The organism is Nocardia sp. NPDC046473, from assembly GCF_040645995.1.
Classification (GTDB): domain Bacteria; phylum Actinomycetota; class Actinomycetes; order Mycobacteriales; family Mycobacteriaceae; genus Nocardia.
Window position 1 is genome coordinate 264496 of sequence record NZ_JBEYZJ010000012.1, and the last position, 14454, is coordinate 278949.

A 14454-nucleotide genomic window follows, 5' to 3' on the forward strand; every position below is an offset into this window, starting at 1 on the left:
GTCTGTCCAACGTTTTCGTGCACTGCCACGTCCTCTCCACGGGAAATATCCGCCGACACCGGATGCTCACCGAACCCGGTCACAGTTCAGAACACACCCAGCCGCAGCGGCACACTCAACCTCGACTTCGCATGTGTTAGTGCGCATTTGCGTCAACTGACCGCTCCGCTGTGGGGCACCCGAAACTGTCGTTCGAGCGTCGGAGGGGACCGGAGTCTCTCGGCCGACCGGACCGAGTACACCGATCAGGGCCGCAACGCGAGCGTGGCGGTTTGCTGCGCGGCCAGGGCGGCGAGGTAGTACCAGGCCATGATCGCGCGGAGCAGTTCGTCGACACTCGAGGTGCGGTACCAGAGGGTGTGGGCGTCGATTCGCACCACCGCCGGTCCTCCCCTCCGCAACCGACGCTTTCGCACCCGGGCTGCGGTAGAGAAAGTCGGGAACGCTGCCTGACATGCTCGGCACTATCCGGGTTTCTGACGAGTCCGTCGAAAACCCATGGGTCAGTGCACCATCGGGCTTCTCTCGGTACACAACTGCGGACCAGTACACCTGGAGAACGGCTGGCACATTCGCCATCGCGCGAATACCGGAGCGGCAGATCATCCGGATTCAACGAGCGCCGACAACCTGCAAACGTACGCTGGCCTCCACCGAAAGGCTGACTGTTCCAGCCGTTCAGCGGGTGTCTGGCCGCCTGCCGGCCTGGCTACGCTTCGGTCCGATCGCGGTACCGGCACCTCGATGGGCTGCGGTCAGCTTCCTGCACGACGCAGCGAAGTGCGGGTGTAACTCCGGCGGTTCACTGCTCGCGCGGAGACGGACCGCGCCGCGCCCGAATACGAAGGATGAGTCGCAACAGTGAATCCGCACCACGACGAGGCAGACGAGCACCACGCCCGGACGACCATCATTGTCTCCGGCCGGGTCTTCGTGCCCACGCGCGACGTCGAAACGTTCGTCGCCGAAGCCCAGTCGACCTACCCGATCGCCGCGGCGAATCCCGGAAACTTACTGATCTCTTTCACCCTGCACGACGCGGCGTCCGGGACTGTCACGGTGCTCGAGCAATGGTCATCGCAGGAAGCCCTCGACCGACACCTCGCCACACCAGAGGTCAAGGCGCTCTTCACCAAATGGATCCCCCATATGCGCAATGAGGTGCGCAAATTCGACGTGACCAACGAAAGAGACCCGCGTTCTCTCTGATCGTCAGCATTCACTCACCAGATGCACCAACACCGGAAAGCAGGAACAAAGTGGACAACTTCAAAGGCCGGACGGCCTTCATCACCGGCGGTGCGCGGGGCATCGGGCTCGGCATAGCACGTGCCTGCGCCAAGGCCGGTATCACCCTGGCCCTCGTCGACGTCGACGAGAACGCACTCGCTCAGGCAAGGACCGAACTGTCGGACCTGACCAGAACCGAGACATATCTCCTCGACGTCCGCGACCGCGAGGCCTACGAACGCGTTGCCGACCAAGTCGAATCCGATCTCGGCCCCGTGTCGCTGCTGTTCAACAACGCCGGTGTGCACGAATTCATCTCGCCCACCCAGATGAACTACACCCTCTGGGACTGGGTGATCGGCGTCAACCTCGGCGGCGTCTACAACGGCATGCAGACCTTCGTGCCACGCATGATCAATCGGGGCGGTGATTCCTACATCGTCAATTCCGCGTCGGCAGCGGGATTGGTACCCGCCGGAACCGGGTTCCTGTATGAAACATCGAAATTCGGAATCGTCGGCCTGACCGAGTCGATGCGCGCGGAACTGGCCAGATTCGGCATCGGCGTCAGCCTCCTGTGCCCCGGCGCGGTCGCCACCGACATTCTCCGCAACGCCCATCGGCTGCGACCGGAGCACGCGCCCGCCCAGTCACAGCAGCACGCCGAGAAACTCGAAAAAGCCCACGCGGTCCTGAACAACAGCAATGTAACCAACGACGATGCCGGGCAGCTGGCCCTCGACGCGATCCGCGAGGAGCGCCTCTACATCCCCACCGACGATTCCGTCGTGCCAGCTCTCACGGCTCGGACCGAGGCAATCATTGCCGCGATGTCGTCGGCTCGGCATGTGGCCGAGTTCGCCGGATGGGACGGGTCGACGACATGACAGTGCCAGCTCAACGGATCAGCTCATAAACCGGTAAGCCACGCACACCGCTTCACGAACTCGCCGGGATCTACCCCCGCGTCACCGAAGATCTGGGCCAACACGGGGTGGTCCGGCGACAACCGCTTCAAAGGGTGCTGAATTCAGCGTGGCGCAAGGCTGTTCAATTCGTCGGCGTATAGGAGAGCGGGGTCGAACTCCATTCCGGTGAAGTGGCCGGCGAGTTCGAGGGACAGGACGCCGTGGGTTCGAGTCCAGAACGACAGGGCGCGGTGCACGGTGGTGGTCGGTACGGAATCGTCCGGGGCCCAATGGCGATGGTGTTCGAGGTTGGCGTCGAACGGTGTCGCCTGCTCGTCGATGGGCTGCGCGGCGAATGCCTCGATCAACACCGCCATGATCTCCTGGGCAATCGAAATGGTGTCGTCGGGGGCGCGATAGCCGGGGATCGGCGTGCCGTACATGAGAAAGTATCGCTGAGGGTCGGCCAGCGCCCATTCCCGCGCGGCGTCGGCGAGCCCGACCGCGTCAGCGCCGGAGTCTCGGGCCGTGCGGAGGGTGTCGGCCAGGCTCCGATAGGAATCGCGAATGAGCGCGGTGATCAACTCGTCGCGGCTGGCGTAGTACCGGTACAGGGCGGGTCCGCTCATGCCCATGCGCTTGGCGATCGCCTTGAGCGACAGCGCGGACGGACCGTCGGTAGCCATCTGTTCCCAGGCGCACTGCTTGATCTCTGCCTGCATCTGCACGCGATAGCGCTCGCGTGGACTCTTCACCGGCGTGTCCGTCACGACTGCCCCCTTTGCCTGGCTGTCCACCACCGAGGTTAGAGGCTATCACTTCGATGATTGCCTCAAACCAAGTTTGGTTATAGTCTATAACTTAAGTAATCAGCTATTACCGAAGCCTGATCGGCTCAGTGACAAGGAATGAACAACAGTGACCGACAACCACCCTTCCGATCCGCCGGACGCGCAGTCCGCCCCCGGTGCCGCTGGCCGCGGCAGGCCGACAACCCTGCTCGGAGTCATCCTGACCGCCGCCATGAGCGGTACGCGACCGTCTCGTATGCCCTCCTCGGCGGCCCATCGGCGCGCGTCCTGACCCCAGCACTCTCGCCAGCTGGAGGGCTGCCGGGCGGGTCCAGCTGCCAGCCGATCCCGTATGCCTCTGTATAGCTAGGGTCGTCGAGAGTGGTTCGGCTGTGGTTGGTCAGCCCGTGGGCCGATGGGGCGTGGATGTTCCGCGGGAACGCCGCCACCGTCGCCACGTGCTTGTTGTCGATCGCCGCCGCGTAAGCCCGGCCCGGCGTCTCATAGCCGGGGTTTCACCATGTGGACCGCGCCGCTGATGTGGTTGGGCGGGAGGGGGTCCGGTGTGGGGAGGAGTCGGTAGCTCGCGTTCTGGTACATGCGGATGTTGCGTTCGCTGCGGGCGCCGGTGAACAGGATGAATTGTTCGATGTGCGGGGGTGCGAGAGTTTCGATCAGGCGCAGCAGATGGCGACCGATTCCCCGGCCGGTGAGGTCGGGGGCGACCATGAGTCGGCCGACGTGCCAGTCGCTGTCTTCGACCTGGCCGCGTACCGCGGCGACCAGACGTCCGTGTTGTCGCACGACCAGAGTCGTCGATGTGGTCGCCCACGCCAGTACCTCGTCGTGGGTTTCGTGCAGTGGGGGGAGGTCGAGCATGTTGTTGAGCGCTGCCTCTGGGACCCAGCAGCATCGTTGCAGGACAACGAGTTCGGCGAGATCGTCGGCGGTGAAGGTGGACAGTGTGGAGTCAGGGAGTACGTTCGACAGGGCGTCAGGGGGTAGATCTGTCTGGTTCGGCGACTGTGCGGCCATGAGCGGTTCCTAATCAGTGGTGCGGATGGACAATGCGGCGGGGCCGTCGACTCTGAGCGGTCGTCGGTTGGGTGATTCCTGGAGTTTTCCGACGCGGGACGTCTCACGAAAGAATGGCGTGCCTGCTGGCCAGGTGGTGGAGGTGTGCACCGCCGCCGATTCCGGCGTGTCGGTCAGATACAGCATCATGGGAATCCTTTCGTGCTCCGGGTGGGAAACGATCACGACATCTGCGCGCCGGACAGTCGACAGTCCAGTTCATGCCGCCACGGCACAGTCAAGTTGGAAGATGCGCCACAGGGTTGTCGGGCACGGATCAGGTCATAGAAGGCCCGGGTACGGCCAGGTCGCGCCCGGCCGCACGCCGCATTGACTGGTCAGACGGGTTCGAGGTCGAAGTCGTAACTGGCGCACAACAGGCCGTCGCCTAGACGAACAGTGGCGAGGATGAGCTCGTCTTTGGTGGCGCTCGCGACATCGGAGTCGAGCCAGTCGCCACCCTGGAAGTACAGCTGGGTGGTGATCTGCCGGTATCCGGTAGCGCAGACGATCAGGTGCAGGTGGGCCGGGCGCCAGGGATGCCAGCCTGCGGCGGTGAGGAGTGCGCCGGTGGGGCCGTCCGTGGGGATCTGGTACGGCGCGGGCCGGACGGTGGTGATCTCGAACCGGCCCTGCTCGTCGGTGGTGATCACGCCACGGAGGTTTCCGTCGGGGATGTGCGGGGCGAAGCCGGAGTAGTACCCGTCGGCGTCGGCCTGCCAGATGTCCACTTCGGCGCCGCCGAGCGGGGTTCCGTCGAGGGCGCGGACCTGGCCGGTGAGGACGAGGGTGTCGCCCTTCTCGTCGTCGCGCTGCGGGAGGGTAGCCGTCGCGGGCAGGCGTTTCTGGCCGGGCAGGTAGTAGGGACCCTCGATGGTGCCCTTGGTGCCGTGCTGCGTGCGTTCGGCAACACTCTCGACCTCGTGCTCGACGAACACATCCAGGAACAGCGGCCATTCTCCGCCCTCGCCGAGGTCCATCATCCATTGCTCGGCCCTCCGGAACTCCGGGTAGGTGATCTCGTGGTCGCGGATCACACCGCGGACGGCGTCGACGAGGGCTTGCACGACGGTGCTGACACGCTGCCGGTCGGCGTCGGCAGGACCGCTCCGGGTGACGCTGGCACGGAAGGCAGCGGTGGCGTTCGCGCCGGACCCGGCGGCAGTGGGTGACGCTGGGGAGGTGGTCATGATGTGCTCCTGAGGACCGTTACCGGGAGAGGAATTTTGCGACGGCAGCCAGTGCCTGGTCGAGCTGGGGCGAGATCGGTGCCTTGTGCTGCCGCACTCAGCACGGTCTCCGTCGACTCGACCAACAGTGTCGGCCGTGACGTAGCGGCATGGTCAAGCAATGCTGAGCGAAGGGGGCCGCCGTGCGGAGGGTGCGCTGTTCTCCGTTACCCCCGATGCAGATGGACGGGTCGTTATCGGGGGGAAGGGGCGATGCGCAGTGTGGTGGTCCATATTCCGCGGGGCATCGTGGATTCGGTTGCGGCGCAACTGGATGGCTGCGCGGTGGATTTCGACGCCATGGCCGCGTCGTTGTCCGCAGGGGACCCGATGATCGAGGAGACCGTCCTGGCGCTCGGCGGCACGGGCGGGGGTGACGACCTGTATGCCGAGGCGGCTGCGGCCTTGTTGACCGTGCACTTGCTCACCCGCCATACGCGCGCTCTGATCTTGGATCTCTGGTGGCTGTCAGCTGCTGACGCGATTTGACCATGTCGCGGCGGCATGGTTTTGACTGTCACGCGAGTCGGTGAGCGTGGCTGATGCCCGGTTGTCGGTACGTGAAATGGACAGGCGCACCCGGACGCATCCGCATGCGTGGGCTCGGTGGATCGACGACGTATTTCCGGACAGGGATTGTGCTGGTCACGCCGTAATCGTCACCGGTCGGAGCGGCGGAAACGGAGTGGCGGCCGCAAGACAGGAAGAAGCAGGAAGGAATCGGATGTGCAGGTCAGGTAATTCAAGGCAGCACGCGCTGAGCGGTGGATCAGACGGCAGCGCACTCGTCGAGCTGCTTACCCGTGACCGCGAACTCGTCCCCGGAGAAGCCGGAAGCCCTGTGCTGCGGGCGGTGGTGTACATGCAGGATCAGATGGAGCGGACCGTGACTCTCGCGGACCTGGCCGGTGTGGCTCGTTTCAGTCCCTACCACTTCTTGCGAATGTTCAAGCGAGCCACTGGCCACACACCGCACCGCTATCTCACCCTGCTCCGCATCGCTGAGGTCAAACGACTGCTGGAACGGGGCGTCACGGTCGTCCGGGCAGCGCAACTGTGCGGATTCTACAGCGCTGCACACCTTTCCGCGGTTTTCGTCCGCGAGACCGGTGTCCGCCCGTCACGCTGGCAACCGTCAGGTAAGCCAGCACGGCTCTAGCGACCGCGGACCTGGCGGAAGGCGTTTCTGAGCTCACCGACCAGCACACCGGGACTTTCCCAGCCTGGATAGTGGCCGCCGAACTCCATCTCGTTCCAGCTGATGAGATTGCGATAGCGCCGTTGCGCCCAGCTCCGGGCGACTGGGAACGGTTCGGCCGGAAACAATGTGCAGGCCGTAGGAACCGTCACCGTCTGTGCGTTCTGCGCCTCCGCGCTGCGCGGCGTCCATCGCACCGCCTCCCAGTACCAGCGAGCGGTGGAGGCGCCAGTGCCGGTGAACCAATACAGGGCAATGTCGTCCACCTGTTGCGCCACGCTGACACCACCACCCGCTTCGGGGCGGGTATCCGAAAACGCGACCAGCGCCTCGCTCAGCCACGCGGCGAGCCCGGCCGGCGAGTCGAGCAGGGAGTAGCCGAGCGTCTGCGGGAGCATGCCTTGGACAATCACATGGGTGGGGCCGGTCCGCATGAATCTGTCACGTTTGGCGAGCATGGCTTGTTCCGCGTCGTCGGCTGTCGCCACATCCTCGGGCAGGGGAGCGGCGATCGGCATGGTCAGATGCAGGGCGGCAACACGTTCGGGTGCCAGGCGAGCCAGCTCGGTGCTTACGTGCGCGCCCCAGTCGCCGCCGTGCGCCCCGAAGCGTTCGTACCCGAGCCTGGTCATAAGATCTGCCCAGGCCCGTGCGGTACGGCTAGGGTTCCAGCCGGGTTCCTGAGGCCGCTCGCTGAACCCGAAACCGGGCAGGGCGGGTATGACCACGTCGAAGGCGTCGCCGGCGGAGCCGCCGTGCGCGACCGGGTCGGTCAGCGGTCCGATGACGCTTTCGAACTCCAGCACCGAGCCGGGCCAGCCGTGTGTCAACACCAGAGGAAACGCGTCGGGCTCGCGCGAGCGCACATGCCAGAACGCGATGTTCAGGCCATCCAGACGAGTTCGGTAGTGCGGCAACGCATTCCATCGCTTCTCCAGAGCTCGCCACTCGTGCTGCCGCCAGGCGGCCAGCAGGCTCTGCAGACGTTCCAAGCCGATGCCCTGGGTACCGTCGGGAACCGTCTCTACTTCGGGAAGCCGAACACGGTCGAGACGCTCTCGCAGGTCCTCCAGGTCACGTTCGGGAACGCTTATCGGAAAGGGTTTGATCTCGGTCACGACCGCGACACTAGGACGAAACTCCGACGCGGACGATGCACAGAATTGCGCAAATCGACGTCACAGCAGCGATCAGCTGAGGGCATGTGCGCTGCATGAGCGCTCATGTTCGACAACGCCATATCTTCGGGATCTGGGGATCGACACCAAGTCCGACTACTACGGGGCAATGTCTCGGAGTCGACACCGAGGCTATGAGCGAGCATTCCCGGTCCACGGCGAGCTGCCAGTGTCGTTGGGGCAGTTGATCACCACACGCTGCGGCGGTCGTCGTCGGAGACCTACCCGGTTCTCGGCGCCGGCGCGTTCGGTCACAGCGGCGCCGGGGGACAACAGGCGTTGGTCGACCTACGCCACGAGCTGTCCTACGCCTTCCCGCGCCGCCGCTTCCTGTTCCCCGCTCGAGCCGATGCCGACCACCTGCGACTGCTGAGTGCGCCGCGCAGCAGGCCTGATCGACAACGAGGACGGCGTTAAGTTCTGATAGTGCAGGGTGGTTGGATGATCGGTTTCGATCGATCTTCGAATCCGATTCTGCAGCTTCTTGACGTACGCGGAAATCTTTGTTTGACTCCATGGGCGTCGAGCCGTATTCGACGCCCGAGGTGCGCCCAGCCGGTAATCGGTGAACAACCTGAGCCCGGCCCCAGTCGCCAGGACGGATTCTGATTCCGTCCGAGGCGGGGTCGCCACCCGCAGTAGTCAATGGGAATCAAGATGAGCATCAATCGTGTTCGGGTGGCTGCCACAACTGCCTTGGCTATCGCTTGCGTATCGATCGTCCTCCTCGCTTCGGCCGGGCCGGCATCCGCTGCGCCGCCCGTGGTTCTTCCGACGCCGCATGCGGAATTCGATTACCAAATCGGCGCGCCGTACACCCCGCCTGCCGGAGTCAGCGTGATTTCGCGTGACTACACCAAGGAGCCGGTGCCCGGCGTTTACAACATCTGCTATGTGAACGCATTCCAAACCCAACAGGGCGCCCAGGGGCAGTGGGATCCAGATCTCCTGCTGCGCAACGAGAACGGTGAGGTCATCGAGGATGAGGGATGGCCGGGCGAGGCGATCCTGGATTTGCGCGAGGACGGCAAGCGTAAGCGCATCGCCGCGAAGGTCAACGGCTGGATCGACATCTGCGCCGCGAAGGGTTTCCAGGGTGTCGAACCCGATAATTACGACAGCTATGAACGGTCGCAAGGCCTGTTCTCCACGAACGAGGCGCAGCTGTTCATTCAGCTGCTGTCGGCGCACGCACACGATAAGGGTCTGGCGATCGCACAGAAGAACACCTCCGATCTCCTCGGCGCCGCCCGAAAGAACGGCCTCGACTTCGCGGTCGCCGAAGAATGTGGGCAGTTCGGTGAATGCGACAAATATGCGGCGGCTTTCAATGATCATGTGGTCGTCATCGAATACTCCGCCAAAGGTCTGACGGATGCGTGTGCGGATTTCAAGGACCGGCTGAGTATTGTGCGGCGCGACAAGAAGGTGACCGCGCCCAATAGTGGCGAATATGTCCGCGAAACCTGCCGTAAGTGAATTCGGTGACCACGCTGACTCGTCGCACTGCACTTCGCGGCGGCGCCGCGATTGCGCTGGGGATGGTTTCGGTGGCGTGTAGTGGCGGATCCAAAGGCGGTGTCGGGCCGGACGGTCGGGTGACGATCCAGCTCTGGCACGGGCAGAACGAACGAAACCGTGTGGTGGTCGAAGAACTGGTCGCTGATTTCGAGCGGGCATATCCGAATATCCGGATCGACCTGGGCGGCGGCGGCGTGGTCGCCGACGAAATGCTGCAAAAGGTGCTGGCGGCCTTGGCTTCCGGATCCTTCCCGGACATCGCCTACATCTTCGGTTCGGACCTGGCCAGCATCGCCCGCAGCCCGAACGTCGTCGACCTCACCGACGCATTGCCCGGATGGAACGACCTCTGGCGGCCGGTGCAGACCGCGCTGACCCTCAATGGCCGGGTGCGTGCCGCGCCCGCTTTGACGGACTCCCTCGCGGTGGTCTGCAACAACGCGGTTTTCGCCAACGCTGGTGTCGCGCTGCCGGTTGCGGGGTGGTCGTGGAAAGATTTCACCGACACCGCCCGCAAGCTGACCGATGCCGACCGCGGCACCTTCGGGACCGGCTGGCCCGGCGTCGGCGACGAGGACACTACGTGGCGGCTCTGGCCGATGGTGTGGGATCTGGGCGGCGACGTGGTCGCTGCCGACGGTAAGACCGTCGGGTTCGCCGACGTCGGCGAGCGGGCGCTACGGGTGGTTGCCGATCTCGCCCGGGACAAGAGCGCCTACATCGACGCCAAACCGGGTACCGACCAGATGTATCAGGTGTTCAAGTCCGGGCTGATGGGCATGGTGATCACCGGACAGTGGCAGCTGGCCGAGATCATCGACGCGAAGGTGGACTACACCGTTGTGCCGATGCCCAGCTTCAGCGGGAAACCGATAACGATTTCGGGTCCCGACACTTGGACACTGTTCGACAACGGCAAGGCCCGGGTCGACGCGGCACGGACATTCGTCAATTGGCTCAACGATCCTCAGCAGGATGTGCGCTGGGATATCGGGGCAGGCAGCCTGCCGCTCAGTCGGCCGGCGCAGGCGCTGCCCGAATGGCAGCACCAGGTCGAAGACATCAAGGGCCTCGATGTGTTCACCCGCGCCTTGGCGTATGCGCGAGCCCGTCCGGTGCATCCGGCTTATCCACAGATCTCTCAGGCCTTGGGCCAGGCGATTGTGTCTGTTCTGTACGGCCGACGTAGTCCCGCGGAGGCGTTGCGGCGTTGTCGTCGCGAGGCCGATGCCGCTTTGCATATTCCCCGTTGAGGAGTCCCGTGTCTCCCGTTCCTATTACTTTGACACCGCGGCCGCGGGATATGCGCCGACGTCGGCGCGAGTCGAGGACCGCGTGGCTGTTCATCTCGCCGTCTGTTCTGATCATCCTCGGCTTGAGCTTGATTCCGGTGATCTGGTCGCTGTTGTTGTCGTTCCAAGCCAACGACTTGGTCACCCCAAGCCGCTGGGTTGGGATGGACAACTACAGCGCTTTGTTCCAGGATCCGAATTTTGGTCAGGCTGTGCGGAATACGCTGATATATACGGTGTTGTTCGTGCCGCTGAGCATCGCCTTCGGGCTGGCGCTGGCGCTGGCGCTCAATCGACGCCTGCGGTTCGTAAGCCTGTATCGGACGCTGTTCTTCGTGCCGTTCGTGGTGTCGGCGACCGCTCAGGGCGTGTTGTTCTCCTTCATGCTCGACCCGCAGGTCGGTATGGTGAATTCGTTGCTGCACCGCGTGGGGCTGTCTCCGCAGGGATTCCTCACCGACCCCGCACAGGCACTGTTCGTCCTGATCGCGATCACCTTGTGGAGCGGGTCGGGGTTTTGCGTCGTGGTGTATCTGGCCGCGCTGCAGGATGTGCCGCAGACCTTGCTCGAGGCCGCGCGCCTCGATGGCGCCGGTCGCTGGAACCTGCTGCGGCACATTGTTTTTCCCACCGTGATGCCGGTGACGATGTTCCTGCTGGTGTGGCAGACGATCACCGCGCTGCAGGTGTTCGACCTGGTGTACGTATCGACCAAAGGAGGCCCGCTCGGCTCGACGACCTTGATCGTCTTCTTTATCTGGCAGCAGGCTTTCCGTAACTTCACCGCGGGCTACGGTGCCGCGGCGGCCTATGTCCTTGCGGTTGTCCTGTTGGGACTAGGCCTGGCACGACGGCTCATGGCGCGTCGCCGCTCTCCGGAAGGGAATGTGCGGTGATCGCCCTCGCGCACAGTCGTGTTCGACTTTCGTCCAACGGTGCCGCTCGTCGGCTCCGGCTGCCGTTCAGTGCGTGGCACTTGCTGTTGGCTCCGTTGGCTTTGCTCTTCGCGGTGCCGCTGATCTGGTTGACGCTCAGCTCGGTGATGACCGACGCGGAGATCAACAAGTTCCCGCCCACGCTGTGGCCCTCGGGCGTTCATCTCGACGGCTACCGGTTCGTGTTGTCGAACGCCAAGTTCCCGACCTGGTTCCTCAACTCGCTGATCGTCTCAGGTACCGCGGTCGTGTCGAATCTCGCCTTCGGAACGCTGGGCGGATACGCGTTCGCTCGGATGCGGTTCCTCGGGTCACGAACGATGCTGGTGCTGATGCTGGCGACGCTGGTCGTACCGTTCCAGCTCACGATGATTCCGACCTTCATCGTGATGAAATGGCTCGGCCTCATCGACACCCTCGGCGCGCTGATCGTGCCGGCCCTGGTCACGCCGTTCGCGGTGTTCTTGATGCGACAGTTCTTCCTGTCGCTGCCCCGCGAGCTGGAAGAGGCAGCGTGGATCGATGGCTGTTCGACGTGGCGCGTGTTGTGGCAAATCGTGCTGCCACTGTCGCGCCCGGCGCTGAGCACCGTCGCAGTGCTGACCTTCCTGACCACGTGGAACGACCTGACCTGGCCATTGATCGCCCTCAACCACGACAGCACCTACACCCTGCAGCTGGGCATGACGACCTTCCACGGACAGCACCAGACGCACTGGTCTGCGGTGATGGCGGGCAACGTGATCACCGTGGCACCCGTGCTGCTGGCGTTCCTCGGTGCACAGAAGGCGTTCATCGAGTCCGTGGCCGGTAGTGGGCTGAAAGGATGACCATGATCGACCTGCTGGTCATCGGGGATGCCAACCCCGACGTGATCATCGGACCGCTGGCCGGACCGCTGGAATTCGGTCAGCGAGAACAGCTTGCGTCCTCCGGGGTGCTCACACTGGGCGGCTCCGGGGCGATCATGGCCTGCGGCGCCGCCCGCCTCGGCCTGACCGTCGCGTTCGCCGGACGCGTAGGGGCCGACGAGAGCGGGCGATTCGTGCGAGATTCTCTCGAGGCGCACGGAGTGGACACCTCGGCCCTGATCACCGACCGGGAGCTGGCCACCCCGCTCACGGTGGTGGTCACCCGGGACGACGACCGGTCGATCGTCACCGCGCCCGGGACGCTGTCGGCGACCACCACGGCCGATGTGCCGCGCGCGCTGCTGCGGAGCTGCCGGCACGTCCATGCCGCGTCGTACTTCCTGATGCCCGCACTGGCTGCCCAGCTTCCGGCTCTGTTCGCCGAAGTCCGGTCGCTGGGACACACCACGTCCCTCGACACCAACGACGATCCGGCCGGGCGGTGGCAGGTGCCGGGAATGTACGCCGAGGTCGATTTTCTTTTGCCCAATGCCGCGGAAGCTATGCGGTTGGCCGGCGCGGACACCGTCGAGGCCGCGGCTGTCGCGCTTGCCGGGCACGGCCCGACAGTGGTGGTGAAGGACGGTGCCGCCGGAGCGCTGTCCTACGACGGCCGGAATCTGTTGCGAACCAAAGGATTACCTGTAATAGCAGTGGACAGTGTCGGCGCCGGCGACAGTTTCGACGCGGGCTTCGTCGCCGCAACCCTCGCAGGCAGCACGGCACAGCGGGCGCTCGAGATCGCGGCGATCTGCGGGGCACTGTCCACGCGCGGCATCGGCGGCACGACCGCCCAACCGACCTGGGACGAAGCGATGGCGACGTGCCACGGAATGGAAAGAACCCATGACTAAGATTGCATTCGTCGGCGCGGGCAGCGTCGAGTTCACTCAGGGATTGCTCACGGATCTGCTGGCATTTCCCGAGCTACAGCAAGCGCATATCGCGTTGCACGATATCGACCAGGAACGCCTCGAAACTGCCGAGGCGGCCGCGAAATTCATCGCCGAGGCCCGCGGCGCCGCCCCGAACATCACCGCACATATCAACCGGCGTGCCGCGCTGGAAGGCGCCGATTTCGTCATCAACACCGTCCAGATCGGCATGGGCGCGGCCACCGAGATCGACTTCGACATCCCGGCCTGCTACGACTTGCGCCAGACGATCGGCGACACCCTCGGGATCGGCGGCATCTTCCGTGGCCTGCGTACGTTTCCTTTCCTGAAGGCGCTCGGCGCGGACATCGCGCAGGTGTGCCCGGAAGCGTGGTTGCTGAACTACACCAATCCGATGGTGATGAACGTGCAGTACCTGCGCGAGGTCACCGGCCTGACCCGCGTGGTCGGGGTGTGCCATTCGGTGTACTGGACCATGCGCGGACTCGCGGAGCTGGTCGATGTGCCGTTCGAGGAGGTGTCCTACCGCGCGGCCGGGGTGAACCATCAGGCTTGGGTGCTGGAATTCACCCGTGCCGGGGAGGACCTGTACGACCGCCTCGACGCATTGATCGAGAATGATCCAGAACTGCGTCGCCGCGTGCGCGTCGACATGTATCGGCGGCTGGGTTACTACCCGACCGAGACCAGCGAGCACTCGGCTGAATATGTGCCCTGGTACCTGCGCCATGGCAGTGAAGTGCAGCGGCTGCGGATACCTGTCGGTGAGTACCTCGGCATCGTGGCCGAGAACGTCGCGGTATACGAACTCACCCGGCGTTTGCTGGCCGAAGGAAAACCGCTGGAGGTGCAGAACACGATGGAGTACGCACCCCAGATCATCCACAGTATCGTCAGCGACACACCTCGAACCGTGTACGGCAATGTCCCGAACTGCGGCTTGATCACCAACCTGCCCGACGGCATCGTCGAAGTTCCCTGCGTCGTCGACGGGTCAGGCGTTCACCCCCAACCGATAGGCGCACTTCCGCCGCAATTGGCTGCCTTGAACCGGGCCTACCTGAGCGTGACGGGACTGGTCGTTTCCGCCGCGGTTGACAACGAACCTCGCCACATCCGGCACGCGGCGATGATGGATCCAGCCACCGCGGCGACGTTGACGGTGGAGCAGATCTGGGCCCTGTGCGATGACATGGTCCAGGCTCACTCCGGTCTGCTGCAACCCTCGTTGCGCGGCACATTGGTGCCCTGAACTCGGACTATTCCGCGGGCTTCGGAAAGGCGGTCCCAC

General features: G+C 64.3%; 16 protein-coding genes. 11 read left to right on the forward strand and 5 right to left on the reverse strand.

Translation table 11 applies throughout. From position 1 onward, the window contains the following. Positions 1 to 245: 245 nt before the first annotated feature. Positions 246 to 377, reverse strand: a complete 132-nt coding sequence (locus tag ABZ942_RS38350; RefSeq protein WP_357391024.1) for a hypothetical protein — start codon at positions 375 to 377, stop codon at positions 246 to 248. A gap of 484 nt (positions 378 to 861) precedes the next feature. Between ABZ942_RS38350 and ABZ942_RS38355 the strand changes: the two genes are divergently transcribed. Both ABZ942_RS38355 and ABZ942_RS38360 read left to right on the forward strand, forming a co-directional pair. Further along, positions 862 to 1209, forward strand: coding sequence for an antibiotic biosynthesis monooxygenase (locus ABZ942_RS38355; RefSeq protein ID WP_357391026.1), 348 nt, complete (start codon positions 862 to 864; stop codon positions 1207 to 1209). Between the two features lie 50 nt (positions 1210 to 1259). Then, positions 1260 to 2117: an SDR family NAD(P)-dependent oxidoreductase gene (locus ABZ942_RS38360; protein WP_357391028.1), complete on the forward strand. Its 858-nt coding sequence runs from the start codon at positions 1260 to 1262 to the stop codon at positions 2115 to 2117. 143 nt (positions 2118 to 2260) lie between these two features. Here the strand turns inward: ABZ942_RS38360 and ABZ942_RS38365 are convergent, their stop codons facing one another. Further along, on the reverse strand, positions 2261 to 2908 hold the full coding sequence (locus ABZ942_RS38365; protein WP_357391030.1) for a TetR/AcrR family transcriptional regulator: 648 nt from the start codon (positions 2906 to 2908) through the stop codon (positions 2261 to 2263). A 148-nt stretch (positions 2909 to 3056) separates the two neighbouring features. On the opposite strand from ABZ942_RS38365, the gene ABZ942_RS38370 reads away from it, so the two are divergent. Further along, positions 3057 to 3221, forward strand: a complete 165-nt coding sequence (locus ABZ942_RS38370) for a hypothetical protein (protein WP_357391032.1) — start codon at positions 3057 to 3059, stop codon at positions 3219 to 3221. Positions 3222 to 3430: 209 nt separating this feature from the next. On the opposite strand, the gene ABZ942_RS38375 is transcribed toward ABZ942_RS38370, so the two are convergent. Together ABZ942_RS38375 and ABZ942_RS38380 are read right to left on the reverse strand one after the other, a co-directional pair. Then, positions 3431 to 3964, reverse strand: coding sequence for a GNAT family N-acetyltransferase (locus ABZ942_RS38375; RefSeq protein ID WP_357391034.1), 534 nt, complete (start codon positions 3962 to 3964; stop codon positions 3431 to 3433). Between the two features lie 377 nt (positions 3965 to 4341). Then, positions 4342 to 5193, reverse strand: a complete 852-nt coding sequence (locus tag ABZ942_RS38380) for a dioxygenase (protein WP_357391036.1) — start codon at positions 5191 to 5193, stop codon at positions 4342 to 4344. A 252-nt stretch (positions 5194 to 5445) separates the two neighbouring features. Between ABZ942_RS38380 and ABZ942_RS38385 the strand changes: the two genes are divergently transcribed. Together ABZ942_RS38385 and ABZ942_RS38390 are read left to right on the forward strand one after the other, a co-directional pair. Further along, entirely contained in the window at positions 5446 to 5721 is a 276-nt protein-coding gene (locus tag ABZ942_RS38385; RefSeq protein WP_357391038.1) for a hypothetical protein, read from the forward strand. A gap of 385 nt (positions 5722 to 6106) precedes the next feature. Continuing rightward, positions 6107 to 6391: a helix-turn-helix transcriptional regulator gene (locus ABZ942_RS38390; RefSeq protein WP_357391186.1), complete on the forward strand. Its 285-nt coding sequence runs from the start codon at positions 6107 to 6109 to the stop codon at positions 6389 to 6391. On the opposite strand, the gene ABZ942_RS38395 is transcribed toward ABZ942_RS38390, so the two are convergent. After that, positions 6388 to 7548 carry an epoxide hydrolase gene (locus ABZ942_RS38395; RefSeq protein WP_357391040.1) on the reverse strand — a complete coding sequence of 387 codons (1161 nt, stop codon included), beginning with the start codon at positions 7546 to 7548 and terminating at the stop codon, positions 6388 to 6390. The genes ABZ942_RS38390 and ABZ942_RS38395 overlap by 4 nt on opposite strands. Before the next feature lie 717 nt (positions 7549 to 8265). Between ABZ942_RS38395 and ABZ942_RS38400 the strand changes: the two genes are divergently transcribed. The 6 genes from ABZ942_RS38400 (at position 8266) to ABZ942_RS38425 (ending at position 14415) form a co-directional block, all read left to right on the forward strand. Beyond that, the gene (locus ABZ942_RS38400) at positions 8266 to 9087 is read left to right on the forward strand and encodes an endo alpha-1,4 polygalactosaminidase (protein WP_357391042.1); all 822 of its coding nucleotides are present in this window, start codon (positions 8266 to 8268) and stop codon (positions 9085 to 9087) included. Then, a complete protein-coding gene (locus tag ABZ942_RS38405; RefSeq protein ID WP_357391044.1) occupies positions 9084 to 10382 on the forward strand; it encodes an extracellular solute-binding protein in 1299 nt (432 codons plus the stop codon). The genes ABZ942_RS38400 and ABZ942_RS38405 overlap by 4 nt, the downstream gene beginning before the upstream one ends. A 137-nt stretch (positions 10383 to 10519) precedes the next feature. Continuing rightward, on the forward strand, positions 10520 to 11317 hold the full coding sequence (locus ABZ942_RS38410; protein ID WP_357391046.1) for a sugar ABC transporter permease: 798 nt from the start codon (positions 10520 to 10522) through the stop codon (positions 11315 to 11317). Then, on the forward strand, positions 11314 to 12186 hold the full coding sequence (locus tag ABZ942_RS38415; RefSeq protein WP_357391048.1) for a carbohydrate ABC transporter permease: 873 nt from the start codon (positions 11314 to 11316) through the stop codon (positions 12184 to 12186). The genes ABZ942_RS38410 and ABZ942_RS38415 overlap by 4 nt, the downstream gene beginning before the upstream one ends. Before the next feature lie 2 nt (positions 12187 to 12188). After that, positions 12189 to 13121, forward strand: coding sequence for a carbohydrate kinase family protein (locus ABZ942_RS38420; RefSeq protein WP_357391050.1), 933 nt, complete (start codon positions 12189 to 12191; stop codon positions 13119 to 13121). Then, the gene (locus ABZ942_RS38425; RefSeq protein WP_357391052.1) at positions 13114 to 14415 is read left to right on the forward strand and encodes an alpha-glucosidase/alpha-galactosidase; all 1302 of its coding nucleotides are present in this window, start codon (positions 13114 to 13116) and stop codon (positions 14413 to 14415) included. The genes ABZ942_RS38420 and ABZ942_RS38425 overlap by 8 nt, the downstream gene beginning before the upstream one ends. Positions 14416 to 14454: the final 39 nt, after the last annotated feature.

What these genes read in the sequence shown, in the direction of transcription:
- ABZ942_RS38375 (WP_357391034.1), bottom strand. Translation starts at nt 3,964, where the DNA reads ATGGCCGCACAGTCGCCGAACCAGACAGATCTACCCCCTGACGCCCTG.
- ABZ942_RS38420 (WP_357391050.1), top strand. Translation starts at nt 12,189, where the DNA reads ATGATCGACCTGCTGGTCATCGGGGATGCCAACCCCGACGTGATCATC.
- ABZ942_RS38385 (WP_357391038.1), top strand. Translation starts at nt 5,446, where the DNA reads ATGCGCAGTGTGGTGGTCCATATTCCGCGGGGCATCGTGGATTCGGTT.
- ABZ942_RS38425 (WP_357391052.1), top strand. Translation starts at nt 13,114, where the DNA reads ATGACTAAGATTGCATTCGTCGGCGCGGGCAGCGTCGAGTTCACTCAG.
- ABZ942_RS38400 (WP_357391042.1), top strand. Translation starts at nt 8,266, where the DNA reads ATGAGCATCAATCGTGTTCGGGTGGCTGCCACAACTGCCTTGGCTATC.
- ABZ942_RS38380 (WP_357391036.1), bottom strand. Translation starts at nt 5,193, where the DNA reads ATGACCACCTCCCCAGCGTCACCCACTGCCGCCGGGTCCGGCGCGAAC.
- ABZ942_RS38390 (WP_357391186.1), top strand. Translation starts at nt 6,107, where the DNA reads ATGGAGCGGACCGTGACTCTCGCGGACCTGGCCGGTGTGGCTCGTTTC.